This is a genomic window from Ferrovibrio sp. (genome assembly GCF_046297595.1).
Classification (GTDB): domain Bacteria; phylum Pseudomonadota; class Alphaproteobacteria; order Ferrovibrionales; family Ferrovibrionaceae; genus Ferrovibrio.
The window spans coordinates 405,816-430,129 of sequence record NZ_JBKBHT010000002.1; the positions used below are offsets into that span (position 1 = coordinate 405,816).

Genomic DNA, 24,314 nt, shown 5'->3' on the forward strand with positions numbered 1-24,314 from the left:
GCGGCGAGGATCACAGGGCATCCGACGGAATGCGCCGCTCGGGGCCGGCGTAATGGTCGCTGCGCCGGCGCCGGCGATCGGGGCCGAAATACTCGTCGATGCGCACGAACTGGCGCGGCCGCGCAATGGCCGAAACCAGACGGGTATAGAACGCATTCACCGTATAGGGTTTGGCGACGAATTCGGAGACGCCGCAATCGCGGGCGCGGCAGACATATTCCTCTTCCGAATTGGCCGTCATCATCACGATCGGCATCATGCGGTTGGGCGAGGCGGGATCGTTGCGGATCCAGTGCACGATATCCATGCCGGTGCGGCCCAGCTTTTCGTCGCGCAACGCCCATTCGGTGATCATCACATCGGCGCGGCCCAGGCGCAGCACGGTCAGGGCGCTGTCGTAATCGCGGGCGCGGTCGAGATACTGGGCATCCAGCATCATCAGCACGTCGCGGACCATCTGGCCCATGACGCGGTTCGGTTCGACAATCAGGAAATTGATCTTCGAGAAATCGATGCGCTCGTGATCGGCCATGTTTTCGCTCATTCGGGATCCCTCCTGCTAGGGGACCGGAAAAAATCGCGCAGGAATAGTACTAGAAAGAGTCCTGAGGATGAAGCTCGCTCAGGTAGTAATTGGTTTGATTACGCGGATATCACGCCGTTCGCCGGCAGGAGCAGTTATTTCCCGATAATGCGGCGTTTTGCAGCGGCAAGGTCAATTGAGCGGCTGCTGGAAGCTGGCTGGCGCCGGGTCGATCACCCGGCTGCCGCGGCGCTGCACTTCCAGCACGGCCAGGCCGCGCTGCACCAGGCCATTGGGCAGAAAGCGGAAAATGCCATCGTACCCGGCGAAACCGTCGGGATTGGTCAGCGCCGCGTCGCTGAAATCGCCGCGGCGGGCGAGGATGCCGACCAGGGCCGTGGTGTCGTAGGCCAGGCTGGCCAGCCGCACCGGCCGGCGGCCGAAGCTCTGTTCGAAGCGGCGGCTGAATTCGGCGAATCCTTCCGGCGCCGGCGCGGCATACCAGCCGCCCTGCAGGGCCGGCTCGCTGCCCAGGCCGGCATCTTCCCACAGACCGGTGCCCAGGAAACGCACGGCGCGCGGGTCGATGTCGAAATAGGGTAACAGGGGCGCCAAGGCGCGCAGCCTGGCGCCGCCTTCTGGCAGCAGCACGGCATCCACCGGGCGCGGCAGGTTGGGATCCACGCCTTCCACCGGCGGTTCTTCCGGGCCGCGCGGCGGCAGCGTGCGCAGCGCATTGGCGAAACGCCGCACAACGGGGGTCAGGTCGCCGGTGTCGCTGGGATAACGGTCCTGCCGCAGCAACCGGCCGCCGGCCTGCTGGGCCGCCAGTTCGGCGGCCTGGGCCACAGCATTGCCATAAGCGGAATCGGGCGCCAGCAGCGCATAACGCGTCACGCCTTTGGTGCGGGCGAAGGTCATGACCCGTTCGATCTGCTGGTCGGGCGTGAAACCCAGAAGATAGACCCCGTTGCCGGCCACGCTGCGGTCGGTGGAGAAGCTCAGCACCTTCACGCCACGCTCGCGCGCCAACGGTCCAACCACCGCCGCTTCATTGGCAAACAGCGGCCCGATGATGATCTGTGCCCCTTCGGCCAGGGCCTGCTGGGCGGCGGCGGCGGCCTTTTCCGGCTGGCCTTCCGTATCGCGCGGCAGCAGGGCGAGGCGGTCGTCGGCCAGGTCGAACAGGGCCAGCTGGGCCGCATCCAGCAGGGCGCGGCCCAGGCCGGCATTGGGTCCGCTCAGGGGTGCGAGAAAGGCGATCCGGATCATGTCGGTTCCGCCTGGAGGCGTCAGCATCGGGCCGGGCAGGGGCTGGGTCTCGATGGCCAGAGACGGCGCGGCCGGCCGGGGCAATTGCGGGGTTGTCGCCGGCGGGATATTCGCCTGTCCGGGCTGGGCCGGCTGCGGCGCCACGCGCTGCGGCGCGCCGGGTGCGATTCGGTCCAGCAGGCCGGGCAGACCGCCCTGCGCGGGTGCTCCGCTCTGGCAGGCGCCCAGCAGCAATGGCAGGGAAACGGCCGCCAGCATAGACAGCGCGGAAAGGCCCGACTTAAGGTAACTTACGCAGCTCATTCCGGCGCCCATGACAAACCCGATCCCGCCGCCGCCCGAAGCCCTGGTCTCCGGGGTGGACGCGGCACAATTCATCCCCGGCTTATATCTGGTGGCAACCCCCATCGGCAACGCCGCCGATATCACGCTGCGCGCGCTGGCCTTGCTGCAGCGGGCCGATCTGGTCGCCTGCGAGGACAGCCGGGTGACCGGTCCGCTGCTGCAGCGCTACGGCATCCGGGCCCACCTGCTGCCATACCATGAGCATAATGCGGCGAAAGTGCGGCCCCAGCTGATCGAAAAGCTGCAGGGCGGCGCCGTGGTGGCGCTGGTTTCCGATGCCGGCACGCCGCTGATCAACGATCCGGGTTACAAACTGGTGAAGGACTGCATCGCGGCCGGCATCCATGTCACCGCCCTGCCCGGTGCCTCTGCCGTGCCTACCGCGCTGTGCCTGTCGGGCCTGCCCAGCGACCGTTTTATGTTTGCCGGCTTCCCGCCGCCCAAATCGGCAGCCCGCCGCAGCTGGCTGGCCGAGCTGAAATCCGTGCCGGCCACGCTGGTGCTGCTGGAAAGCGCCCAACGCCTAGCTGATAGCCTGGCCGACATGGCGGCTGTGCTGGGACCTGACCGCGAAGCCGCCATGGCCCGCGAACTGACCAAGAAATTCGAGGAGGTGCGGCGCGGTAGCCTGGCCGCGCTGGCCGCGCATTATGCCGAACATGGGCCGCCGAAAGGCGAGGTGACACTGGTGATCGGCCCGCCGCCGGCCGCTGCGGCACCGTCGGAGGCCGATCTGGACTCAGCGCTGGCTGAGGCGATGAACCGGCTGCCGTTACGCCAGGCGGTGGACGAGGTCGCGACCCTGCTGGGCCTGCCGCGCAAGCCGGTCTATGCCCGTGCTCTGCAGCTGCGCGATGGAAAAGACTGAACGCAACAGCCGCAACCGGACGGGCCGGCGCGGCGAAAGCCTGGCGGCCTGGTGGCTGCGGCTGCAGGGTTACCGCATCCTGGTGCGCAACTGGCGCCATCCGGCCGGCGAGATCGACATATTCGCCCGTCGCGGCCGCCTGCTGGTGGCGGTGGAGGTGAAATGGCGCGGCGAACAGGATCGTGCGGCGGAAGCGATCCAGGCTGCCCAGCGCCGTCGCATTGCGCAGGCCGCTGCGGTATTCTTGGCGCGGCAGCCCGATGCCGCCGGCCTGTCGCTGCGCTTTGATGCCGTGCTGCTTGCCCCCGGGCGATTGCCGCGCCATATCCGCGATGCCTGGCGGATTTGAGCGGCGGCCGGAGAGGCATAAAGGTGTTGTTCCGTCACAGGCAGGGGAGTCGTCCGTGCGTTCATCCACCCATCTCCGTTTCATTCCGCTGGTTCTGCTGCTGGCCGCGGCGCCGCTGTTGAGTGGCTGTGTCGGTCTTGCCGTTGGCGCCGGCGCCACGGCCGGCATCGCGGCCGCCGAGGAACGCGGCGCCAAGAATGCCGCCAACGACAAGGGCATCCAGCTCCTGATCAACGACAAGCTGATCAAGGAGAACCAGTATCTGTGGCGCAAGCTATCGATCACCGTGGTCGAGGGCCGCGTGCTGCTGACCGGCGTGGTCGGCACTGAATTCTCGCGCGACGAGGCCACGCGCCTGGCCTGGGCGGCCAGCGACCGCATCAACGAAGTGATCAACGAAGTGCAGGTGACCGATGAAGGCGGACTGATCGATTCCGCCAACGACAGCTGGATCACCACCCAGCTGCGCGCCAAGATCGCCACCGACAAGAGCATCGTCGACATCAATTATTCGATCGAGACAGTGAACGGCACGATCTACCTGATCGGCCTGGCGCAGAGCGAAGACGAAATCCAGCGCGTGACCGAACATGCGCGCATCATCAAGGGCGTGCGGCGCGTGGTCAGCCATGTCTGGCTCAAGACCGATCCGCGCCGCCGGCCCGTGTAGCGCAGCGGATAGCGGCGGGCGATGGGCGACACGGCGGCAATCGAAACGGCCCTCAAAGCCCTCGGCGCCGCGCCGGATGACGGCCTGGATATTGCCGAGGCCGCTTTGCTGCTGGCGGCGCTCGACCGGCCCACGCTCGATCTGCTGCCCTATCGCCGGCACCTGAGCGACATGGCTGGCGCGCTCAGCCGCGTCGATGCAGGCCCCGAGGTGGCGCCGCGCGCCATGGCGCTGGCCGGGGTGATCGGCGTGGAGTTCGGGTATCGCGGCGATACCGAAACCTACGACGATCCGCAGAATGCCGACCTGATCCGCGTCATCGACCGCCGCATGGGCCTGCCGGTGGCGCTGGGCATCCTCTATATTCATGCGGCGAAGGCACAGGCTTGGCCGGTGCATGGCATCGATTTCCCGGGCCATTTCCTGATCCGGCTGGACGGCGAGGATGGCAGCCTGGTGCTCGATCCCTTCCATGGCGGCCGCGTCTCCGCGCCGCCGGAGATGCAGGACCTGCTGCGCCGGCTGGGCAGCGGCGAGGATGTGCGGCCCGAACATGTACGGCCGATGACGGCGCGCGAGGTGCTGCTGCGGCTGCAGAACAACATCAAGGGCCGCGCCTGGCGCGCCGGCGATATCGAGCGCACGGCCGAAACTCTGCGCCGCATGCTGCTGGTGGCGCCGAATTTCGCGCCGGCCTGGCGCGAGCTGGGCGTGGTGGAGGGCAAGCTCGGCCGCATCCGCCAGGCCATCGCCGCCACGGAACGCTACCTGATGCTGGCGGGCGACGAGGCGGCAAGTCTTGAGGCCGAGGCCTTCCTGCGCCACATTCGCCTGCAGCTCAATTAACGACCCCGTACCCCAGCGAACAGAAGGACTGTGCCATGGCCCTCAAGGTGGCGATCCAGATGGACCCCATCGAACACATCGATTTCGATGGCGACAGCTCCTTCATGCTCGGGCTGGAAGCCGAACGGCGCGGTTATTCCCTGATCCACTACCTGGCCAAGGACCTGAGCTTCCGCGACGGACGCGTACTGGCCCGCGCCCGGCCGATGCGCCTGCGCTACGAGCGCGGCAACCACTACACGATGGGCGAGCCGGCGCTGGTCGATCTGGCCGAGATGGACGTGGTGCTGATGCGCCAGGATCCGCCCTTCGACATGGCCTACATCACCGCCACGCATATCCTGCAGCACATCCATCCCCGGACGCTGGTGGTGAACAACCCGGTCGCCGTGCGCAACGCGCCGGAAAAGCTGTACGTGACGCATTTCGACGGCGTGATGCCGCCCACCCTGATCTCGTCCGACATGGAGGCGATCAAGGCCTTCCGCGCGGAGCATGGCGACATCATCCTGAAGCCGCTGTTCGGCAATGGCGGCGCCGGTGTGTTCCGCCTGCGGCCCGACGACGAGAATCTCGGCTCGCTGCTCGAAATGTTCACCAAGCTGTCGCGCGAGCCGGTGATCGTGCAGCGTTACCTGCCCGATGTGCGCGCAGGCGACAAGCGCATCATCCTGATCGATGGCCGTCCGGCCGGCGCGGTCAATCGCGTACCGGCCAAGGGCGAGGCGCGCTCGAATATGCATGTCGGCGGCCGGCCCGAGAAGGCGGCGCTGACCGACCGCGAACGCGAAATCTGCGACATCATCGGCCCGCATCTCAAGCGCGAAGGCCTGATCTTCGTCGGTATCGACGTGATCGGCGGTTATCTCACCGAGATCAACGTCACCTCGCCCACCGGCATCCAGCAGATCAACCGCTTCGACGGCGTGCAGCTCGAGGCCGAAATCTGGGACGCCATCGAGGACGCGCTGAAACGCCGCGTGCTGGCGTGACCACATCCCGCCAGCAGCACTGGCAGGAGGTCTACACCACCAAGGGTGAGGATGAGGTCAGCTGGTTCCAGGACCGGCCGCAGACCTCGCTCGACCTGATCGCGCAGACCGGGCTGACAGCCAAAGCCTCGCTGATCGATATCGGCGGTGGCGCCTCGCGGCTGGTCGATGCGCTGCTCGATCTCGGCTGGCGTGACGTCGCCGTGCTAGACATCGCCGCCGCGGCGCTGGCGAAAGCCCGCGAGCGCCTTGGTCCGCGCGGCGTCGGCGCGGATTGGGGCGTCGACTGGATCGTGGCCGATGTCACGTCATGGCGGCCGCAGCGTCGCTACGATCTGTGGCATGACCGTGCGGTGTTCCATTTCCTCACCGATGCGGAGGATCGCGCGGCCTATAGGGCGGCTTTGCGTGCCGCTGTTCCGCCGGGCGGCCACGTTGTGATCGGCAGCTTTGCGCCGGACGGGCCGGAACGCTGCAGCGGCTTGCCGGTGCAGCGCTACAGCCCGGAAAGCCTGCAGGCCGAACTGGGGCCGGATTTCGTTTTGCAGCAGGCGCTGCAGGAAGGGCACCACACGCCGGCCGGCCGGTTGCAGCATTTCCAGTTCAGCCGTTTCCGCCGGCTCTGATGGGGCGCGGCCGTTTTAAATCCTTGAATCATTATGCAACGAAGATGGCTATGTGCAGCCGCTAGGTGCATACGAAAGTAAATCGCTCGCTGCGCGGTAACGGTCGCTATTGTGTTTGATCATCGCCGGTCGCAGCAGCAGGACGATTTGGTCGTGACATTTCGGCTTCCTTTGCTATTGTCCGCCGCCAACATCGGGCCGCGGGGGCAGGATTTCGGTGTCAGACGGGGCGTTTCTTAGCATTCAGGATGTCGAGCGGTTGCTGGCGGATCCATCGCCCGCGACCCGCGCCGACACGGCCGCGAAAGTCGCGCAGGCCTATAAGAAGCGTGCCCTGACCGCTGCCGAGCGCGAGCTTGCGCAGGCGATCATCGCGGCGTTGGCGCGCGACGTCGAGGCCAGCGTACGGCAGGCCCTGGCCGAGCAGTTGCGCGACAGCAACGAGCTGCCGCGCAGCCTGGCCCTGCGGATGGCGCGCGATGTTGTCGCCGTCGCCGCACCGCTGCTGCAGCATTCGCCGGTCTTCAGCGATGCCGATCTGATCGATCTGCTGCAGGCGGTGTCGCCGCAGCACCAGTCCGCCATTGCCGGTCGGGCCAGCGTCTCCGTCGATCTGGCCGATGCATTGATCGCCCATGCCGCCGAACCCGCCGTCGTGGTGCTGATGGGCAATCGCGGCGCCAGCGTCGGTCCGTTGCAGATGGGCCGGGCCCTCGACCGTTTTCCCGACAGCCGCGGCCTGGGCGATGCGCTGGCGCGCCATCCGAACCTGCCGCCGAAATTCGCAGCGCGCCTGATCGCCCAGGTATCGGATACCCTGCGCGAGGCGCTGATCGCGCGGTATCACATCCCGCCGGCGATGGCCGCCGACACCATGATGCAGCTGCGCGAGCGCACCTTGCTCGGCCTGCTCGGCGACGGCGCCCTGCCGCCGGCACTGGCCGATCTGGTGGTCGACCTGCAGAAGCGCGGGCAGCTCAACGGCATGCTTGTGCTGCGCGCCCTGGCCGGCGGCGACCTCGCTTTCTTCGAACAGGCCCTGGCCCAGCTGGCCGGCATCTCGCTGGGCAATGCGCGGCTGCTGATCCACGATCCCGGCCGGCGCGGCCTGGCGGCGATCTATCAGCGCTGCCGCCTGCCGCAGGATTATTTCAGGATGGTCGAGGCGGTGGTCGATCTGGCGCGCGGCTTCGATTTCCTGCGCGGCGCGTCGGAGCGCGCCGAATTCGTCGAGATGGTAACAGCCATGGTGCTGGCCGATTTCACCGCCTTGTGGGATCCGCAGGAACAGCGCTGGCTGACGCGCCGACGTTCGCGTGCCCAGGCGGCGCAGCGGATGGCGGCCTGAGCAAGCCCGCCCATTATGATCGCTGAGCCGGCCGACAGTCTTCCCAGCGAAACCCTCACGATCCCCAGCCGTGTTGCCGATCCTGCGCTCGGGCGCCCGTTAACCATAAAAGCCACCTATTATCCGCCGCGCGGCAGCCATCCCGCGCCGCTGGTGGTGTTCAATCACGGTTCCACCGGCCAGGGTGCCGAACGTGGCCGCATCCCGCGCGAAGCCGTGCTGCGCTATGAAAACCAGGCCCGTTATTTCCATGCCCGCGGTTTCGCCTTCCTGGCGCCTATGCGCCGCGGCCGCGGCGAGTCGGAAGGCACGTATCTGGAAAGTTATGCCTGGAACGCGCTGAAGCTGGCCGAGGGGCTGCAGCATGCGCTGGACGATGTCGGCGCGGTGGTGGATGGCATGCGCAACCGGCCCGAGATCGACAGCCGCCGCATCCTGGTGGCGGGCCATTCCCGTGGTGGCCTGCTCAGCGTCGCCTATGCCGGCCAGCATCCGCCCGGCGTGGTGGGCAGCATCAATTTTGCCGGTGGCTGGATCGCCGAGCAGGGCATGATGGACGATTTCAACCGCGACGTTTTTGTGCGCGCGGGTTCCGGCGCCGATGCACCGTCACTGTGGCTCTATGCGGAAAACGATCGCCATCACAGCAAGGCCATGATCCGGCGCTGGCATGATGCCTATACCGGCGTGGGCGGCAGCGCTGAATTGTATCTGTTCGGCCCGGTCGAAGATGACGAGGGCCACCAGCTGCTGGAACGGCCGGGCCTGTGGCAGTCGGCCATGGACGCCTTCCTGCATCAGCTTGGGTTCTTCTGGTAGATTTGGGCGCGCGACTTTTGCGGCGCGCAGGATCAGGCCCGCTGCGTCCGCTCGGCGGGAAAAGTTACGGTGATCCGCGTGCCTTTGCCCGGCGCGCTGTCGATGTCAACCCGGCCCTGATGGGCCTGCACAAAGGCACGCACCAGCGACAGCCCCAGGCCGATGCCGCCGAAACTGCGGCTCAGTTTTGTATCGGCCTGCTCGAAGGGATCGAAGATGCGTTTCTGGTCCTGCGGCGCAATGCCAATGCCATGGTCCTGCACCCACAGAGAGATCTCGTTGCTTTGCGCATCCAGCCGCGCGCCGGCTTCCACGGGCATGCCGGGCGGCGAGAATTTCAGTGCATTGCCGATCAGGTTGATCAGGATTTGACGCACCAGCCGGGCATCGGCATACAGCGCCGGCAATCCGGCCGGAATATTTGCCGTGATCAGGTTGGCGGCGCGGTCGAACTGCCGCCCGGCAAGCTTGATGCTGGTGTCTATCTCCTCGGCCACGTCCACCAGGCTTTCCTGCAGGGCGATCTGATTGGCCTCGATGCGGGCCAGGTCGAGGATGTCGTTGATCACGGCCAGCAGGTGGCGGCCGCTGCTGTATATGTCGTCGACATATTCGGCGTAACGCGGTGAATCAGCGCCGAACATCTTCTGCCGTATGATGTCGGAAAAACCGATGATGGCATTCAGCGGCGTGCGCAGTTCGTGGCTCATGTTTGCCAGGAAGATCGATTTGGCCTGGCTGGCGCGCAAAGCGGCATCGCGCGTCTGGCTGACTTCGCGGAACAGGGTTTCCAGTTTCGTGTGCTGGTCCTGCAGCTGGGCACCGGCCTGCTGCTGGTCGGTCACGTCCACCAGGATCAATGCGCGGTCGCCATGGGGCAGCATACGCAGGCTGGCCCGTACCCAGCCGCGCCCGGGCAGTTCCAGCAATGGCCGGGCATGGTCGCTGCGCTGCGCTGCGCCAAGTGGATCGATACCGGGCGGATCGGCTTCCAGCCAGTCGGCCAGATCGGCCGGCATGCCGGCGCGCAACAGCAGCGGCGCCAGCGCATCGTTGCGCCGCAGGTCGTTCTCGCCCAGGCCAAGCAGCTGGGGAAAGCGGTTGTTCCACAGCTGGATGCGGCCCGCACCGTCGAAAAAGACGAAAGCCTCGCTGCTGTCGGCGATGTCCAGCAATTCGTCCTGGGCGCGGCGGATGCGTTCATATAGCGCAGTGTTTTCCTCGCTCAGGCGCCAGTTGCGCAGCAGCACGCGATGCAGCACCCTGTTGGCGATGATCATGGCGGCCACGTAGCCGCCGATCAGCAGGCCCATGCCATGGCCGATCACGCCGCCCTGCAGCAGGAAATACGCCGCATAGGGCCAGGCGACATTGACGATGAAGGCGGCACCGGCGGCGGGCATCAGCGCCAGTGCCGGGGCGGAGCCGCCGATCACGCCCGCGATCACTGCCACCAGCAGCAGCTGGCTGGGCGTGTCGAGCTGTGGCATGGCCAAAGCGGCGGCGCCCCAGACCAGGCCGGAAAAACCTGCCACGGCGATGTCCAGCGACCGTTGCCAGCGCGGCGGTGCTTCTGGCCGCTGGTGTCCGCGCAGGAACCAGTCGAACACGATGATGACGGCGGCCAGCACATGCAGCAGCCACCAGCCTGGAATCCATTCGGCACGGGTCTGCTGCCACAGCAGCAGGCTGGTTATGGAGGGAAAAACGACCGTGGTGCCGGCATAGATCAGCAGCACCATCTGGAAGCTGGCATGAAACGGCGCGCCTGATCCCGGCTCGTCCGATGCTAACTCAGCCGACTGCAGCGCTGCAGCGCCTTGTGGCCCGGCAGACAGGTCATTCACGCCGCCAGGGGAGTCGGGGGGCGTGTTATGAAAGGAGGAATTCGGCATGGCTGGTTGGAAAGTCTTCACCCCCAATCAACCTGAAATCATGTCCGGCGTCCAATGCGCCGTGCGGGTATAACCGCAATTTAATGTCTTTTGCCCGGATTCTGCATAAATTCAGGCTGCGCCGGTGCGTTCGGCGGGGAAGGTGGCCGTGATCCGCGTGCCCTTACCCGGCGCGCTGTCGATGCCGATGCGGCCCTTGTGGGCCTGCACGAAGGCGCGCACCAGCGACAGGCCCAGGCCGACGCCGCCGTAGTTACGGCTGAGCTGGGTATCGGCCTGTTCGAAGGGATCGAAGATGCGGGCCTGGTCCTGCGGCGCGATGCCGATGCCATGGTCCTGTACCCAGAGCGAAATCTCGTTGCTCTGCGCATCCAGCCGGGCGCCGACCTCCACCGTCATGCCGGTGGGCGAGAATTTCAGCGCATTGCCGACCAGATTGATCAGGACCTGCCGGATCAGGCGGGCATCGGCATGCAGGGGCGGCAGCGTATCGGGCAGGTTCACGGTCACGGCATGGGCGGGGCGGCCGTAATGCGATGCGGCGAGCCGGGCGCAGACCGGTATTTCCTCGTCCAGCATCACGTCGCTTTCATGCAGCACGATCTGGTTGGCCTCGATACGGGCCAGGTCGAGGATGTCGTCGATCACTGCCAGCAGGTGCCGCGCGCTGCCGTTGATGTCGTTCAGGTATTCATCGTATTTCGGCGAAGTGGCCCCGAACATCTTCTTCTGCACGATGTCGGAAAAGCCGATGATGGCATTCAGCGGCGTGCGCAGTTCGTGGCTCATGTTGGCCAGGAAGATCGACTTGGCCTGGCTGGCGCGTAAAGCAGCATCGCGCGCCTGGCTGACTTGGCGGAACAGTTCCTCCAGCCGGGCATTCTGAGCCTGTAGCTGGGCGCTGGCCTGCTGCTGTTCGGTCATATCGCTCAAGATAAGTGCGCGGTCACCCTGCGGCGTGACGCGGCGGCCGACTTGCACCCAGCGGCCGTTCGGCAGCTGCAGCAGGCCGCCGGCGATTTCGCTGGTCAGCAGCAGGTCGGGCAGGCCGGCGCGCCGCAGCAACGTCTCGAAATCGGCGCCGCGCTCCAGCTGAGCCGCATCGATGCCGAGCAGGTCGGGCAGGCGGCGGTTCCACAACATCAGGTGTCCCTGGGCGTCGAGGAAGGCGAAGGCCTCCGTGCTTTCCGCAATATCGAGCAGTTCGGCCTGGGCGGCGCGGATGCGGTCGTAGAGGGCGTGGTTTTCCTCGTATAGTCGGCGGTTGCGGCGGATCACGCCGTTGACGATCCGGTTGGTCAGCACCATGGCGCCGACATAGAGGATCGACAGCACCGCCATCGCCAGGCTGACCACGCTGCCCTGGTGGATGAAAAACACGATGTAGGGCGCGGCTGTCAGCGTCATGAAGGCGGCGGCGGCATTCGGCACCACGGCCAGTGTCGCGGCCGATCCGGCGATCATGCCGGCCGCCACCATGATCACCAGCAACTGCTGCTGCTCGCTTAAGAGCGGCAGGAACAGGGCCGCCACGCCCCAGCTCGATCCGGAAATCGCCGCGACGACAGTATCGTACTGGCGCATGCGCCGCGGCCCTGCGCCGGCGGCCGGTGTAGCTCGGCGCGGTCGCGCGAGCCAGCGGTAGAGCATGTAGATGGCGGGGATGGAATGCAGCAGCCACCAGCCGAGCAGCCATTGGCCCGGTATCGCGTTGGACAGCAGCAGGGCCAGGGCCGACACATTGATCAGCGTGACGGCGGCATTGATCGGCACCACCTGACGGAAGCTGCCCAGCACCGGATCGTGGTGCCGGCTACGCGGCATGCTGGACATGCCCGGTTCCTGCGTGGTCTGGCCGGCCATCGGCGGATATGAGTCGGTCATCGGCTGGAAAGCCCCCCGCGCCAACTCAACCGGAAAAAGCGCCCCCCTGGCAACGTATCTTTTTGATCACCAGCCGTTTATCCGGTCCCATTCGGCGATCACCACGGGGTTACCACCCGCATCGCGGCTGCCATCCACCACGTGATAGCGGTCATACATCGCGCCGGTCATGCAGACATGGTTGGGCAGCACGCGCAGGCGGCTGCCCGGCGGATGGGCGGCGAAATCCACCGGCCCGTTCCGACCTGTGCCAACCAGCCCATGTTCCTGGTGTACATCATGAATGGCCAGACCGGGCAGGGGCAGCGAACCATCGGGCCGGCAGACCCGGCCATAACCGGTGCCCGGCGCATGTTCGTTGGCGCCGGTATCCTTGGAAAGCGCCAGTCCACCGGCATCGATCAGCAGATGGTTGCGGCCATGATGATGGCTCACCACGCTGGCCAGCACGCTGACAGCGATATCTTCCATGCCGCAGCAGCCCAGACCGGCCTGGAACAGGTCGAAGAACACGAAATTGCCCGGCCGCATCTCGGTCACGCCGTCCAGCGTCTTCGCAAACAGCGCCGTCGGTGTCGAGCCCACCGAGACGATGGCGCAGTCATGCCCCGCTGCCCGCAGGCGCGAAGCCGCCAGCAGCACGGCCTGGCGTTCTTCCTCGGCAATGCGCTCGATCTCCGGGATGCTTTTCGCGTGATAGGAATGGCCCGCATGGGTCAGCACGCCGGCAAGCGTCGCGCCCGGTTGCGACAGGGCCTTGGCCAGGGGCAGCAGCAGATCGCTGTCCGGCGCGATGCCGGCGCGGCCCAGGCCGCAATCGATCTTGATCAGCACGGCGAATGTCACGCCCAGCGCGCGGCCCTGTTCGACCACGGCGCGCGCCACGTCCAGGTTGTCGGTGATCAGCTTCAGGCCCGGCGCGTCGCGCATGATGGCCGCCGCCTGCGCCAGTTTCGCCGGCGCCATCGGCACGGCATAGGTTATGTCGGTGAAGCCGGCTTTGGCGAAATAGGCCGCCTCGGCCAGCGTAGAGACGGTAAGCGGGCCGTCTTTGCCCACGGCCAGTTCGGCCACTTTCGCCGATTTCGCCGTCTTCAGATGCGGCCGCAAAATGACGCCCAGGTCGCGGGCGCGGGCCTGCATGCGGGCGATGTTGTTCAGCAGCCTTTGCCGGTCGAGGATCAGCGATGGCGTGGGCAGGTCGGCGAGAGTAGTTGTCATGTCTTCCGCTTAGTCTGTTTACGCACGCGGCGCCAGCACGAGCTGCGTCTGTGTCACGATGGCGGCGAGTTTGCCGTCGGCCCGGCTGATTTTCGTCTGCCACACCTGCGTGGTGCGGCCGCGATGGATCGGCGTGCATTCGGCATGGGCGGTTTCGCCGGCCGGAATGGCGGCCAGGAAATTGGTCTTGCTCTCGATCGTGGTGGTGCCCCAGCCCTCGCCCAGATTGGCCTTCAGCCAGGCCATGGTGGCCACCGCGCCCAGGGTGTCGGCAAAGGCCATCACCGCCCCGCCATGCAGCACGGCGGGGCGGGTACACAGATCGGGCCGCACCGGCAGTTCGGCGGTCACCCCGTCTGGGCCTGCCGAAGTGATGGTCAGGCCCATCAGGTCGGCGAAGGGCAGGCTGGTCCCGGCGGTCATGCGGCTTCCTACTGAACGGTGGCGGTCTGAGCGGGAGCTGTGTCCCCGCTCAAGCTATCCGGCAGGGCCGGCCGCGTTAACACCCGGGCCGGCCAGAGAAAAATTATGGCGGAATCCGGGCAACCCTCCCTTGACGGAGCGTGGCGGGCTGCTTAAGTGTCTGGCGCTCTCCGAGCGAGAGTGCTAACAATCGGGCGAAATTACTTCTAAACCATTGATTTCGCTAGATTGTACGAAATTCTGACCCTGATCTATGCGACAACACTCAAGGAGGATCGCATGAAGTTTCGTCCGCTGCATGACCGCGTGGTGGTGAAGCGCGTTGCTGAAGAAGAGCGCACCGCCGGCGGCATCATCATTCCCGACAGCGCCAAGGAAAAGCCGATGCAGGGCGAGATCATCGCCGTCGGCGCCGGCGCCCGCGACGAGAATGGCAAGGTGCAGCCGCTCGACGTCAAGGTCGGCGACCGCGTGCTGTTCGGCAAGTGGTCGGGCACTGAGGTGAAGCTCGATGGCGAGGATCTCCTGATCATGAAGGAATCCGACATCATGGGCATCATCGAAGGCACCCCCGCCAAGAAGTCCAAGGCCGCTTGATAGCGCCTATCCATCAGACAGACATTTCAAGGAGAAACAGCAATGGCTGCTAAAGACGTCAAGTTCGGCGCCGAAGCCCGTGGCAAGATGCTGCGCGGCGTCGACATCCTCGCCGATGCCGTCAAGGTGACGCTGGGCCCGAAGGGCCGCAACGTCGTGATCGACAAGTCGTTCGGCGCGCCGCGCATCACCAAGGACGGCGTCACCGTCGCCAAGGAGATCGAACTGTCCGACAAGTTCGAGAACATGGGCGCCCAGATGGTGCGCGAAGTGGCCTCGAAGGCGAACGACCAGGCCGGCGACGGCACCACCACCGCCACCGTGCTGGCCCAGGCCATCGTGCGCGAAGGCGCCAAGGCCGTTGCCGCCGGCATGAACCCGATGGACCTGAAGCGCGGCATCGACCTCGCGGTCGAGAAGGTGATCGAGGACGTGAAGTCCCGCGCCAAGAAGATCGCCGGCGCCAAGGAAATCGCCCAGGTCGGCACCATCTCGGCCAATGGCGATGCCGAAATCGGCAACATGATCGCCAAGGCGATGGAAAAGGTCGGCAACGAGGGCGTGATCACGGTTGAAGAGGCCAAGAGCTTGGAGACCGAGCTGGACGTCGTCGAGGGCATGCAGTTCGACCGCGGCTACCTGTCGCCGTACTTCATCACCAACGCGGAGAAGATGCTCTGCGAGATGGAGAACCCCTACATCCTGCTGCACGAGAAGAAGCTGTCGGGCCTGCAGGCCATGCTCCCGGTTCTGGAAGCCGTGGTGCAGACCGGCCGTCCGCTGCTGATCATCGCGGAAGACGTGGAAGGCGAGGCTCTGGCCACCCTGGTGGTCAACAAGCTGCGCGGCGGCCTGAAGGTTGCCGCCGTGAAGGCGCCGGGCTTCGGCGACCGCCGCAAGGCCATGCTGGAAGACATCGCCATCCTGACCGGCGGCCAGCTGATCTCCGAAGACCTGGGCATCAAGCTTGAGTCGGTCACCCTGCAGATGCTGGGCACCGCCAAGAAGGTGACCATCGACAAGGAGAACACCACTGTTGTCGGCGGCGCCGGCAAGAAGAAGGACATCGACGCCCGTTGCGCGCAGATCAAGGCGCAGATCGAGGAGACCTCCTCGGACTACGACCGCGAGAAGCTGCAGGAGCGTCTGGCCAAGCTGGCTGGCGGCGTGGCCGTCATCAAGGTCGGCGGCGCCACCGAGGTCGAGGTGAAGGAGCGCAAGGATCGCGTTGACGACGCCCTGCACGCCACCCGCGCCGCGGTCGAGGAAGGCATCGTTCCGGGCGGCGGCACCGCCCTGCTCTATGCCACCCGCGCCATCGAGAAGGTGAAGGTTGAGAACGGCGACCAGAAGCATGGCGTCGAGATCATCCGCCGCGCCCTGCAGGCGCCGGTCCGTCAGATCGCCGAGAATTCCGGCGTCGACGGTGCGGTGGTTGCCGGCAAGCTGCTGGAGTCGAAGGACACCAACTGGGGCTTCAACGCCCAGACCGAAGAATATGTCGACCTGGTCAAGGCCGGCGTGATCGACCCGGCCAAGGTCGTGCGCGTCGCCCTGCAGGGTGCGGCTTCGGTTGCTGCCCTCCTGATCACCACCGAAGCCATGGTGGCCGACAAGCCGGAGCCGAAGGCCCCGGCCGGCGCCCCCGGCGGCATGGGTGGCATGGGCGGCATGGGTGGCATGGACTTCTAAGTCCGCTGCCCATCAGTCCTGCACTGGAACGGAAAGGCCCGGTGGAAACACCGGGCCTTTTTCGTTGTGCGTGGCTCGTCTAGATTCTGCCGATGATCCAGCGCTACGAAGATATTCTCGCCTTCATCGAAGTCGTGAAGGCCGGCAGCTTCACCGCCGCCGCCGCGCGGCTGGCGCTGTCGAAATCCGTGGTCAGCGACCGGGTGCGCAATCTTGAGAATGCCTTGGGCGTCGAACTGCTGCGCCGAACCACGCGCAGCGTGACGCCAACGGATCGCGGCATCGAACTTTTTGAGACGTTGGCGCCACTGGTCCAGGGGGTGGAAGAGGCAGTGGATGCTGCCGCTGCCAAGGACGGGCCGCTGACTGGCCGCCTGCGCATGACGGCGCCGGTCAGTTTTGGCGTGGCCTATCTCACGCCGATGATCAGCGGCTTTGCCAAGGCCCACCCCGAACTGGAGATTGCACTGGATTTTGATGATCGCGCCGTTGACATCATAGGGGCTGGTTACGATCTCGCCGTGCGCATCGGAAATCTTGATGATTCGTCATTGATGGCGCGCAAGCTCTGCGAGAGTGAGCGTGTGGTCTGCTGCAGCCCGGCTTACGCAAAACAGCATGGCCTGCCGAAAAGCGTGGAGGATCTTTCCCATCACGCCACGATCGATTATGCCAACACGCATACCGGCCGGCTCTGGCGGTTCGAGCCGGCCAACCCAGGGGGTGACATGCGCGTGGTCGAAACCCGCAGCCGCCTCGTCGCCAATAACGGCGAGGCGATGCGCGACATGGCGATTGCCGGCCTGGGCATCACCGTGCTGCCGCGCTTCATCGTCGCTGATGCCCTGCGCAGCGGCGCGCTGATCGAGGTCCTGCCCGAGGCCATGCCGACATCCTATGGGATCTACGCCGTCTATCCGCCGACCCGCCATATGCCGCGCAAGCTGCGCGCCATCGTCGACCATCTGGTCGCGGCCTTTGCCGGCACGCCGCCCTGGATGGCAGCAGGGCCCAAATCGGGTGCCGGCCGCGCGAAAATCCGCAAAAAAGCGGCCCAAACGAAGAAATCTTGACGTCCTTGATTGTTCGGCCTGGGCGGACAGTGAGTCCGAAACGACCCGCCTAATCGGGCCGGATGGTGTCGAGTAGCTTCCATCTCACCGGACGACACCGGTGACGGATAACCCACTCCTCCACGCAAGGACCCACGACCATGACCATCCAGACCATCTCCCCGAAGAGCTACAACCGCCTCGACAAGGACAATGCCGTTGTCCTGCTGGTGGACCACCAGGCCGGTCTGCTGTCGCTGGTGCGCGACATCGACCCCGACAAATTCCGCAACAACGTGCTGGCGGTGGCCGATCTCGCAAAATTCTTCAATCTGCCGACCATCCTGACCACCAGTTTCGAAAGCGGCCCGAACGGCCCGCTGATGCCGGAACTGAAGGCGATGTTCCCCGATGCGCCTTATATCGCCCGTCCGGGCAATATCAACGCCTGGGACAACGAGGATTTTGTGAAAGCCGTGAAAGCGACGGGCCGCAAGCAACTCATCATCGCCGGCGTCGTCACCGAAGTCTGCGTGGCGTTCCCCGCACTCTCGGCGCTCGCCGAAGACTTCGACGTCTTCGTGGTGACCGATGCCTCGGGTACCTTCAACGAGATCGCCCAGCAGGCTGCCTGGAATCGCATGAGCCAGGCCGGCGCCCAGTTGATGAACTGGTTTGGTGTCGCCTGCGAGCTGCATCGCGACTGGCGCAATGACATCGAAGGTCTGGCCAAGCTGCTCGCCGACCATATCCCCGACTACAAGAACCTGATGACCAGCTACTTCGCGCAGCAGGCCACGATCAAGAAGCCGGCTGCCTGAAGCGTGGGGCGTGGCCCACGGAAAGGCCCGGTGGAAACACCGGGCCTTTTTCGTTGTGTGGACAAAATGGGTTGTTTTTCCCGGAATACGCGACGGAATCGAAAATGATTTAAGACAAATTCGCGTAAATTCTATTATCGACTCAATAGCTTAAGTGATGTTTTAAACATAAATTATTCTTGCCAGAACAATCTCCTGCTGAGACTAATAGCGCAGTATTCAACCTTCGGGGGGAGGTGGAAATGCAGCGGCCGGAGCCAACCGGGCGAGAGCGGCAATTCGCCGAGAACCAGATCATCGTCAGCAAGACGGATCTGAAAGGGCGCATCACTTACGTCAACGATATCTTCTGCCAGGTCGGCCTCTACGAGGAAGAGGAAGTCCTCGGCCAGCCGCATTCCATCGTGCGCCATCCGGAAATGCCGCGCGCCGTGTTCCATCTGCTCTGGCAGCGCATTCGCGATGGCGATGAAATCTTCGCCTATGTGAAGAACCTGGCCAAGAACGGCGATCATTACTGGGTGCTCGCCCATGTCACGCCCAGTCGCGACCTGCAGGGCAATGTGGATGGTTTCCATTCCAATCGCCGCGTGCCGGGCCGCAGCGCGCTTGCGGTGATCGAGCCGCTGTATCGCCAGGTCTGCGAAGCGGAGGAGCGTGTGGCCGACCGCAAGCAGGGCATGCAGGCCGGCCTCGCCATGATCGAAAGCGCGCTGCAGGCGCGCGGCCTGGATTACGACCGTTTCATACTGGGATTGGCCGTGCAGGCCTGATCACATAAACCAGGGGGATAAAATGCTGCTGGCCGCGTCGCGACACCGGAAGGCGTTGGCACAGATCGATGCGATCTGCGCCAGGGCGGCGCAGGGCGACATGTCGGGGCGCATCCTGCATCTGAAGGAGTATGGCGACCTAGCTCCCACGCTGGCGGCCTTCAACCGCCTGCTCGATCTCACCGATGCCTATATCCGCGAATCCGGCGCCTCGCTGTCGTTTGCCGCGCAGGGCAAGTATTTCCGTCCCTTCCTGCCCCAGGGCATGGTGGGGAATTTCCGCGGCGGCGCCGATATCATCAACGGCGCGCGCCAGACCATGGAGGCCGGCGCGGAGGAAACCGCGCGGCTGCAGGCCGAGGTGGCCGAACTGGTGACGGCTGCTGCCGCCGGCGATCTGGGCGGTCGCCTCAGCCTGGATGGCAAGGACGGTTTCATGCGCCGCCTGGCCGAGGGCATCAACATGCTGGTGGAGCGCACCGGCACGGCCTTCGGCGAGGTGGCGCGCGTCATCGCGGCGATGGCCGGCGGCGACCTCAGCAAGGAAATGCAGGGCGACTACCAGGGCGTCTTCGCCACCGTGCAGCAGGATACCAATCGCACCATTGCGGCTCTGCGCGACGTGGCGCAGCAGCTTGGCCGCGCGGCCGAGGCCGTGCAGATGGCGGCCGACCAGATCGACGAGGGCAGCCGCGATCTTGCCGGCCGCACCGAAAGCCAGGCCGCCACGCTGGAGCAGACGGCGGCGGCCATGCACCAGATCACCGCGACCGTGCGGCAGACCGCCGACAATGCCCAGGCCGCCAGCCAGCTTACGGTGGCGGCGCGCGACACGGCCGAGACCGGCGGCGCCGTGGTGCAGCAGGCCGTACAGGCCATGGGCCGCATCGAGCAGAGCGCGGCGAAGATCGGCGATATCGTCGGCCTGATCGACGAGATCGCGTTCCAGACCAACCTGCTGGCGCTGAACGCTTCGGTGGAGGCGGCTCGCGCGGGAGAGGCCGGAAAAGGTTTTGCGGTGGTGGCGCAGGAGGTGCGCGCCCTGGCCCAGCGTAGCGCCAATGCCAGCAAAGACATCAAGGCGCTGATCGCGGAATCGGGCGCGGAGGTGAGGACGGGCGCCGAGCTGGTCAACCGCGCCGGCGCCTCGCTGGGCGACATCGTCAATGCGGTGAAGAAAGCCAGCGACATCGTGGCCGAGATCGCGGCGGCCTCGGCCGAACAGTCGCGCAGCCTGGACGAAGCCAATACTGCCGTCGCCAGCCTGGACCAGATGACCCAGCGCAACAGCGCTTTGGTCGAGGAAACCTCGGCCTCGGCGCGCACGCTGGCCGATCTGGCGCGCCAGCTCAGTGGCATTGTCGGTTTCTTTCGCCTGTCGCGCGGCTAACCGGCTTTTGCATTGCCATGCCGCCTTTCGACGCCAGTACTGCCACGCTTTGCCGCCGCTGCATCGCTGCCGGCAAGCAGCCCTGCAAGGCGAATCTTCTGCGCCTGCACGATTATTGGGAAACCAAGCGCCACACGCGACCGTTTCCTGCCCGCGCCGACATCGATCCTCTGGACCTGCGCGACATGCTACCCAACATCTTCATCATCGAGGTGCTGGCCGAGGCGCCGCATTTCCGCTACCGCCTGTCGGGCAGCACTGTCGACGAGATCCACGGCCAGAACCTGACCGGGAAATCGCCGCGCGACATCAAGACACCCGAGGTCGCCACCATGGTGGAGGAACAGTATCGCGCGGCGCTGACCGACCGGCGGCCACGCTGCGACCATGTGAAGCTGCTGGCGCGCGACAATACCTACTGGCATTACGAGCGCCTGATCCTGCCGCTCTCCGACGACGGTCAGTCGATCAACATGTTCTTGTGCGGAATCTACGTGACGTAATTAACAGGCTTCACCCGAACATCTGCCGCGCCAGTTTCGTACCCTCGCCCAAAGCCGCCACCTTCGCAATCGCCACCTCGCGCGACAGCGGCGCCAGGCCGCAATTGGTGCAGGGGATGATGCGTTCCTTGGGCACATACTGCATCGCCGTCTTGATCGTCTCGGCGATCTGCTGCGGCGTCTCGATGGCGTCGCTCGCCACGTCGATCACGCCCACCATTACCTCCTTGCCCTCAAGGAGTTTCATCAGATGCGGCGGCACGCGGGAATTGAAGCATTCCAGCGACACCTGGTGGATGCGGCTTTTCGCCAGCGCCGGGAAAAAATCCTCATACTGGCGCCATTCGGACCCTAAGCTCTGCTTCCAGTCGATATTGGCCTTGATGCCGTAGCCGTAGCAGATATGCACGGCGGTTTTTGTCTTCAGGCCGTCGATGGCGCGGTGCAGCGCGTCGATGCCCCATTCGGCGGCTTCCTTCGTATAGGCGTTGAAGGCGGGTTCGTCGAACTGGATGATGTCGACGCCCTCGGCTTCCAGGGCTTTCGCTTCCTGGTTCAGCAGGGCGGCGAAGGCCATGGCGCATTTCACCCGGTCGCCGTAATGGCGGTCGGCCACCGTATCCATGATGGTCATCGGGCCGGGCAGAGTGAACTTGATGGGCAGTTTGGTATGGGCGCGCAGGAATTTGCCTTCCCAGGGATGCGCGCGGCCTTTCAATTTAAGCTCGCCCACCACCTGCGGCACCATCGCCTTGTAGCGGTCGGCGCGGATGCCGATCTCCACCTTGTGGGCACGGTCGATGCCGTCCACATTCTCGACGAAACCGTGCACAAAATGCTGGCGCGACATCTCGCCATCGCCGATCACGCTTAACCCGGCATCCTCCTGCCGCTTGATCCACAAAAGCGTGGCGTCGCGCTTGGCGGTTCCCAGCGCTTCGCCGCTCTGCTGCCATTGCGGCCACAGCTTATTGGTCTCGGCCAGCCAGAAGGGTTTCGGCAGGCTGCCGGCCAGGGTGGCGGGAAACAGAATCGGTGCGGCCATTTTTCTTTTCCTCCCGGAAATACGCTTTGGCGCAATCTAGTCCGCGCGGCGGTCGATGCAACCGCCGTAGCGTCAATGCCGGCGCGGACCAATCCGGACCACAGCAATTCCAGGCTAGTCCTGCTTCGGCGCGGTATCGCGCGCGGAATAGTCGGGCACCTGGAACTGGCGGCGGTAGCTGCTGGGCGACAGGCCGGTGACGCGCTTGAACAGGCGGCGGAAAAACGCCGGTTCCTCATAGCCGACCTGCCAGCCGATCTCATCCACCGATTCGCCGGTGCGCTCCAGCCGGCGCTTGGCCTCTTCGATGCGCAGGCGCTGCACGTAATCCAGCGGGGCATGGCCGGTGGCATTGGTGAAGCGGCGCTTGAAGGTGCGCGTGGCCAGCCCCGATTGCCGCACCATCTGCTCGACGGGGTCGGCCACGGAGTAATGCGTCGCCAGCCAGGTCTGCGCCGTCAGGACCGCGGCATCGCCATGGTCGCGCCGGCCTTCGAACGCGATGAAGGGCGCCAGGCCGTCGCGATGCCATTGCAGGGCGAAGAAGCGCGCCACCGCCTGGGCGGCGGCCGGGTTGACGTGGCGCGCGATCAGGTAGAGGCCCAGATCGTGCCACGACATCGAGGCACCGCAAGAGACGAACTGCTCGCGGTCGCCGGCCACCACCAGGGTCTTCTCCGGGCTGAGCGGAATATTGGGAAACACCTTCTGGAAATGCCGGCTGTAGACCCAGTGGATCGTGCTCTGGCGGCCATCGAACAAGCCGGTCTCGGCCAGCAGGAAGATGCCGGAGCAGGCGGAACACAGGATGGCGCCGTCGTCGTATCGCTGCTTCAGCCAGGTCACCAGCGCGGGATAGCGACCGGTCTGCCATTTCTCCAGCACCAGGGCGGGTACGATGATGATGTCGGTGGCCGGCACCTCCGCGATGGAACGGTGCACATGGGTCAACGTATCGCCGGCCAGGCGCTGCTCGCCGGCTTCTTCGCCCACGATCTCGACTTCGAAGGGCGGGTAGTTCGTCGCCGAATCGATGATGCCCTGCATGGTGCGGAAGGCATTCAGCAGGTCGTAAAGCCCGTAGAGCACCGAAACCGAAGCCTCGGGCATGGCGATCAGGCTGACATGAAGGGTTGGCGGAGACGACATTCCGGCACCGATGGCACGTTTGAACCGGTATTGACAAGTTACGCTCTCAACAGCGCGACCGGCAACCGTCAATGTGCCGCCGACCCGCAAGCGGGCGCTGAACCCCATTCCCCCGAAGTAATTTACGCATCAGGTGACGGTAATGAACGCGATCAACATCAATCAGGACAAGCTGCATGCGCTGGTCGGCATGGCTGTGGCCGATATGTCGGCCAGTAACGGCGGCGTGATGATCAGCATCGGCCACAAGCTCGGCCTCTACAAGGCCATGGCCGGCGCCGGCCCGCTCACCTCGGAGGAGGTGGCCAAGCGCGCCGGTTGCGCCGAGCGCTATGTGCGCGAGTGGCTGAACTGCAATGCCGCCGGCGGTTACGTGGTTTATCACGCGGCCGAGCAGAAATACGAGCTGTCGCCCGAGCAGGCGATGATGCTGGCCGAAGAAAGCAGCCCGGTCTTCATTCCCAATGCCTGGGAAGTGGCGGCCTCGCTGTGGTTCGACGAGGCCAAGACCATCGCGGCCATCAAGACCGGCAAGGGCGTGGCCTGGGGCGATCACCATCATCGTCTCTATTGCGGCGTGGCCGCTTTTTTCCGCAACGGCTACCAGGCCCATCTGGTGCCGGAATGGCTGCCCGCGCTGGAGGGCGTGGTGCCCAAGCTTGAGGCCGGCGCGAAGGTGGCCGATGTGGGCTGCGGCCACGGCCATTCCGCCATCATCATGGCGCAGGCTTTTCCGAAGTCGCACTTTTGGGGCTTCGATGTGCATGAAGGCTCGATCGAGGCGGCGCGCGAGAATGCGAAGAAGGCCGGCGTGGCCGACCGCGTCACCTTCGAGGTCGCCAAGGCCGGCGACTATGCGTCGTCGGGCTTCGACCTGATCTGCTTCTTCGATGCGCTGCACGACATGGGCCATCCCGATGTGGCCCTGCGCCATGCCGCCAAAAGCCTGGCGCCGGACGGCACGGTGATGCTGGTCGAACCCTTCGCCAACGACAAGGTGGAAGACAACCTCAACCCGATCGGCCGCATGTACTATGCCGGCTCCACCGCCCTGTGCTGCGCCCATGCGATTTCGGAAAACGGCAGCCACGTGCTGGGCGCGCAGGCCGGCGAAGGCCGGCTATCGGAACTCGCGCACGCCAATGGCTTCACGCAGTTCCGTCGCGCCACGGCAACGCCCTTCAACCTGATCCTGGAACTGCGGCGCTGAA

At 65.3% G+C, this 24,314-nt stretch carries 24 protein-coding genes; 16 read left to right on the forward strand and 8 right to left on the reverse strand.

Annotation, left to right across the window (positions count from 1 at the left end):
* Nucleotides 1-10: 10 nt before the first annotated feature.
* Both ACK4FJ_RS07765 and ACK4FJ_RS07770 read right to left on the reverse strand, forming a co-directional pair.
* On the reverse strand, nt 11-544 hold the full coding sequence (locus tag ACK4FJ_RS07765) for a response regulator (RefSeq protein ID WP_409765279.1): 534 nt from the start codon (nt 542-544) through the stop codon (nt 11-13).
* Between the two features lie 171 nt (nt 545-715).
* Entirely contained in the window at nt 716-2,098 is a 1,383-nt protein-coding gene (locus ACK4FJ_RS07770) for a penicillin-binding protein activator (protein WP_409765280.1), read from the reverse strand.
* Nucleotides 2,099-2,108: 10 nt separating this feature from the next.
* Here ACK4FJ_RS07770 and rsmI point away from each other — a divergent pair, with 10 nt between their 5' ends.
* The 8 genes from rsmI (at nt 2,109) to ACK4FJ_RS07810 (ending at nt 8,658) form a co-directional block, all read left to right on the forward strand.
* Entirely contained in the window at nt 2,109-3,008 is a 900-nt protein-coding gene (rsmI, locus tag ACK4FJ_RS07775) for a 16S rRNA (cytidine(1402)-2'-O)-methyltransferase (RefSeq protein WP_409765281.1), read from the forward strand.
* Nucleotides 2,995-3,357, forward strand: a complete 363-nt coding sequence (locus ACK4FJ_RS07780) for a YraN family protein (protein WP_409765282.1) — start codon at nt 2,995-2,997, stop codon at nt 3,355-3,357. The genes rsmI and ACK4FJ_RS07780 overlap by 14 nt, the downstream gene beginning before the upstream one ends.
* Nucleotides 3,358-3,412: 55 nt before the next feature.
* Nucleotides 3,413-4,027 carry a BON domain-containing protein gene (locus ACK4FJ_RS07785; RefSeq protein ID WP_409765283.1) on the forward strand — a complete coding sequence of 205 codons (615 nt, stop codon included), beginning with the start codon at nt 3,413-3,415 and terminating at the stop codon, nt 4,025-4,027.
* Nucleotides 4,028-4,048: 21 nt separating this feature from the next.
* Nucleotides 4,049-4,873: a SirB1 family protein gene (locus ACK4FJ_RS07790; RefSeq protein WP_409765284.1), complete on the forward strand. Its 825-nt coding sequence runs from the start codon at nt 4,049-4,051 to the stop codon at nt 4,871-4,873.
* 35 nt (nt 4,874-4,908) lie between these two features.
* Nucleotides 4,909-5,865: a glutathione synthase gene (gene gshB / locus ACK4FJ_RS07795; RefSeq protein WP_409765285.1), complete on the forward strand. Its 957-nt coding sequence runs from the start codon at nt 4,909-4,911 to the stop codon at nt 5,863-5,865.
* Nucleotides 5,862-6,491: a methyltransferase gene (locus ACK4FJ_RS07800; RefSeq protein WP_409765286.1), complete on the forward strand. Its 630-nt coding sequence runs from the start codon at nt 5,862-5,864 to the stop codon at nt 6,489-6,491. Before gshB ends, ACK4FJ_RS07800 begins: the two co-directional genes overlap by 4 nt.
* A 259-nt stretch (nt 6,492-6,750) precedes the next feature.
* The gene (locus ACK4FJ_RS07805) at nt 6,751-7,839 is read left to right on the forward strand and encodes a DUF2336 domain-containing protein (RefSeq protein WP_409765287.1); all 1,089 of its coding nucleotides are present in this window, start codon (nt 6,751-6,753) and stop codon (nt 7,837-7,839) included.
* Between the two features lie 15 nt (nt 7,840-7,854).
* The gene (locus ACK4FJ_RS07810) at nt 7,855-8,658 is read left to right on the forward strand and encodes a dienelactone hydrolase family protein (RefSeq protein ID WP_409765288.1); all 804 of its coding nucleotides are present in this window, start codon (nt 7,855-7,857) and stop codon (nt 8,656-8,658) included.
* 32 nt (nt 8,659-8,690) lie between these two features.
* Here ACK4FJ_RS07810 and ACK4FJ_RS07815 read toward each other — a convergent pair whose 3' ends face one another.
* The 4 genes from ACK4FJ_RS07815 to ACK4FJ_RS07830 form a co-directional block, all read right to left on the reverse strand.
* Entirely contained in the window at nt 8,691-10,400 is a 1,710-nt protein-coding gene (locus ACK4FJ_RS07815) for a sensor histidine kinase (RefSeq protein ID WP_409765289.1), read from the reverse strand.
* Nucleotides 10,401-10,664: 264 nt separating this feature from the next.
* On the reverse strand, nt 10,665-12,437 hold the full coding sequence (locus ACK4FJ_RS07820; protein WP_409765290.1) for an ATP-binding protein: 1,773 nt from the start codon (nt 12,435-12,437) through the stop codon (nt 10,665-10,667).
* 66 nt (nt 12,438-12,503) lie between these two features.
* Nucleotides 12,504-13,658, reverse strand: coding sequence for an alanine racemase (locus tag ACK4FJ_RS07825; protein ID WP_409765291.1), 1,155 nt, complete (start codon nt 13,656-13,658; stop codon nt 12,504-12,506).
* An 18-nt stretch (nt 13,659-13,676) separates the two neighbouring features.
* Nucleotides 13,677-14,081, reverse strand: a complete 405-nt coding sequence (locus ACK4FJ_RS07830) for a PaaI family thioesterase (protein ID WP_409765292.1) — start codon at nt 14,079-14,081, stop codon at nt 13,677-13,679.
* 279 nt (nt 14,082-14,360) lie between these two features.
* Here ACK4FJ_RS07830 and groES point away from each other — a divergent pair, with 279 nt between their 5' ends.
* The 7 genes from groES to ACK4FJ_RS07865 all read left to right on the forward strand — a co-directional run bounded on the left by groES (nt 14,361) and on the right by ACK4FJ_RS07865 (nt 20,909).
* On the forward strand, nt 14,361-14,678 hold the full coding sequence (groES, locus tag ACK4FJ_RS07835) for a co-chaperone GroES (RefSeq protein WP_300295056.1): 318 nt from the start codon (nt 14,361-14,363) through the stop codon (nt 14,676-14,678).
* Nucleotides 14,679-14,720: 42 nt separating this feature from the next.
* The gene (gene groL, locus ACK4FJ_RS07840; RefSeq protein ID WP_409765293.1) at nt 14,721-16,370 is read left to right on the forward strand and encodes a chaperonin GroEL; all 1,650 of its coding nucleotides are present in this window, start codon (nt 14,721-14,723) and stop codon (nt 16,368-16,370) included.
* Between the two features lie 92 nt (nt 16,371-16,462).
* Nucleotides 16,463-17,443: a LysR family transcriptional regulator gene (locus ACK4FJ_RS07845; RefSeq protein WP_409765294.1), complete on the forward strand. Its 981-nt coding sequence runs from the start codon at nt 16,463-16,465 to the stop codon at nt 17,441-17,443.
* A 140-nt stretch (nt 17,444-17,583) separates the two neighbouring features.
* Entirely contained in the window at nt 17,584-18,243 is a 660-nt protein-coding gene (gene ycaC / locus ACK4FJ_RS07850) for an isochorismate family cysteine hydrolase YcaC (RefSeq protein ID WP_409765295.1), read from the forward strand.
* A gap of 242 nt (nt 18,244-18,485) precedes the next feature.
* Nucleotides 18,486-19,016: a PAS domain-containing protein gene (locus ACK4FJ_RS07855; RefSeq protein WP_409765296.1), complete on the forward strand. Its 531-nt coding sequence runs from the start codon at nt 18,486-18,488 to the stop codon at nt 19,014-19,016.
* Between the two features lie 22 nt (nt 19,017-19,038).
* Entirely contained in the window at nt 19,039-20,406 is a 1,368-nt protein-coding gene (locus tag ACK4FJ_RS07860) for a methyl-accepting chemotaxis protein (protein ID WP_409765297.1), read from the forward strand.
* 17 nt (nt 20,407-20,423) lie between these two features.
* A complete protein-coding gene (locus ACK4FJ_RS07865; protein ID WP_409765298.1) occupies nt 20,424-20,909 on the forward strand; it encodes a PAS domain-containing protein in 486 nt (161 codons plus the stop codon).
* A gap of 10 nt (nt 20,910-20,919) precedes the next feature.
* Here ACK4FJ_RS07865 and ACK4FJ_RS07870 read toward each other — a convergent pair whose 3' ends face one another.
* Both ACK4FJ_RS07870 and ACK4FJ_RS07875 read right to left on the reverse strand, forming a co-directional pair.
* Nucleotides 20,920-21,954, reverse strand: a complete 1,035-nt coding sequence (locus tag ACK4FJ_RS07870) for a methionine synthase (RefSeq protein WP_409765299.1) — start codon at nt 21,952-21,954, stop codon at nt 20,920-20,922.
* A 114-nt stretch (nt 21,955-22,068) separates the two neighbouring features.
* Entirely contained in the window at nt 22,069-23,103 is a 1,035-nt protein-coding gene (locus ACK4FJ_RS07875) for a GlxA family transcriptional regulator (RefSeq protein WP_409765300.1), read from the reverse strand.
* 142 nt (nt 23,104-23,245) lie between these two features.
* On the opposite strand from ACK4FJ_RS07875, the gene ACK4FJ_RS07880 reads away from it, so the two are divergent.
* Nucleotides 23,246-24,313, forward strand: a complete 1,068-nt coding sequence (locus ACK4FJ_RS07880; protein WP_409765301.1) for a class I SAM-dependent methyltransferase — start codon at nt 23,246-23,248, stop codon at nt 24,311-24,313.
* Nucleotide 24,314 lies beyond the last annotated feature (1 nt).

Coding starts and splice junctions, on each gene's coding strand:
- rsmI (WP_409765281.1), top strand. CDS start 2,109: ATGACAAACCCGATCCCGCCGCCGCCCGAAGCCCTGGTCTCCGGGGTG.
- ACK4FJ_RS07765 (WP_409765279.1), bottom strand. CDS start 544: ATGAGCGAAAACATGGCCGATCACGAGCGCATCGATTTCTCGAAGATC.
- ACK4FJ_RS07865 (WP_409765298.1), top strand. CDS start 20,424: ATGCCGCCTTTCGACGCCAGTACTGCCACGCTTTGCCGCCGCTGCATC.
- ACK4FJ_RS07810 (WP_409765288.1), top strand. CDS start 7,855: ATGATCGCTGAGCCGGCCGACAGTCTTCCCAGCGAAACCCTCACGATC.
- ACK4FJ_RS07770 (WP_409765280.1), bottom strand. CDS start 2,098: ATGAGCTGCGTAAGTTACCTTAAGTCGGGCCTTTCCGCGCTGTCTATG.
- ACK4FJ_RS07790 (WP_409765284.1), top strand. CDS start 4,049: ATGGGCGACACGGCGGCAATCGAAACGGCCCTCAAAGCCCTCGGCGCC.
- ACK4FJ_RS07780 (WP_409765282.1), top strand. CDS start 2,995: ATGGAAAAGACTGAACGCAACAGCCGCAACCGGACGGGCCGGCGCGGC.
- ycaC (WP_409765295.1), top strand. CDS start 17,584: ATGACCATCCAGACCATCTCCCCGAAGAGCTACAACCGCCTCGACAAG.
- ACK4FJ_RS07855 (WP_409765296.1), top strand. CDS start 18,486: ATGCAGCGGCCGGAGCCAACCGGGCGAGAGCGGCAATTCGCCGAGAAC.
- ACK4FJ_RS07820 (WP_409765290.1), bottom strand. CDS start 12,437: ATGACCGACTCATATCCGCCGATGGCCGGCCAGACCACGCAGGAACCG.
- gshB (WP_409765285.1), top strand. CDS start 4,909: ATGGCCCTCAAGGTGGCGATCCAGATGGACCCCATCGAACACATCGAT.
- ACK4FJ_RS07870 (WP_409765299.1), bottom strand. CDS start 21,954: ATGGCCGCACCGATTCTGTTTCCCGCCACCCTGGCCGGCAGCCTGCCG.
- ACK4FJ_RS07825 (WP_409765291.1), bottom strand. CDS start 13,658: ATGACAACTACTCTCGCCGACCTGCCCACGCCATCGCTGATCCTCGAC.
- ACK4FJ_RS07860 (WP_409765297.1), top strand. CDS start 19,039: ATGCTGCTGGCCGCGTCGCGACACCGGAAGGCGTTGGCACAGATCGAT.
- ACK4FJ_RS07815 (WP_409765289.1), bottom strand. CDS start 10,400: ATGGTGCTGCTGATCTATGCCGGCACCACGGTCGTTTTTCCCTCCATA.
- groL (WP_409765293.1), top strand. CDS start 14,721: ATGGCTGCTAAAGACGTCAAGTTCGGCGCCGAAGCCCGTGGCAAGATG.
- groES (WP_300295056.1), top strand. CDS start 14,361: ATGAAGTTTCGTCCGCTGCATGACCGCGTGGTGGTGAAGCGCGTTGCT.
- ACK4FJ_RS07845 (WP_409765294.1), top strand. CDS start 16,463: ATGATCCAGCGCTACGAAGATATTCTCGCCTTCATCGAAGTCGTGAAG.
- ACK4FJ_RS07875 (WP_409765300.1), bottom strand. CDS start 23,103: ATGTCGTCTCCGCCAACCCTTCATGTCAGCCTGATCGCCATGCCCGAG.
- ACK4FJ_RS07830 (WP_409765292.1), bottom strand. CDS start 14,081: ATGACCGCCGGGACCAGCCTGCCCTTCGCCGACCTGATGGGCCTGACC.
- ACK4FJ_RS07880 (WP_409765301.1), top strand. CDS start 23,246: ATGAACGCGATCAACATCAATCAGGACAAGCTGCATGCGCTGGTCGGC.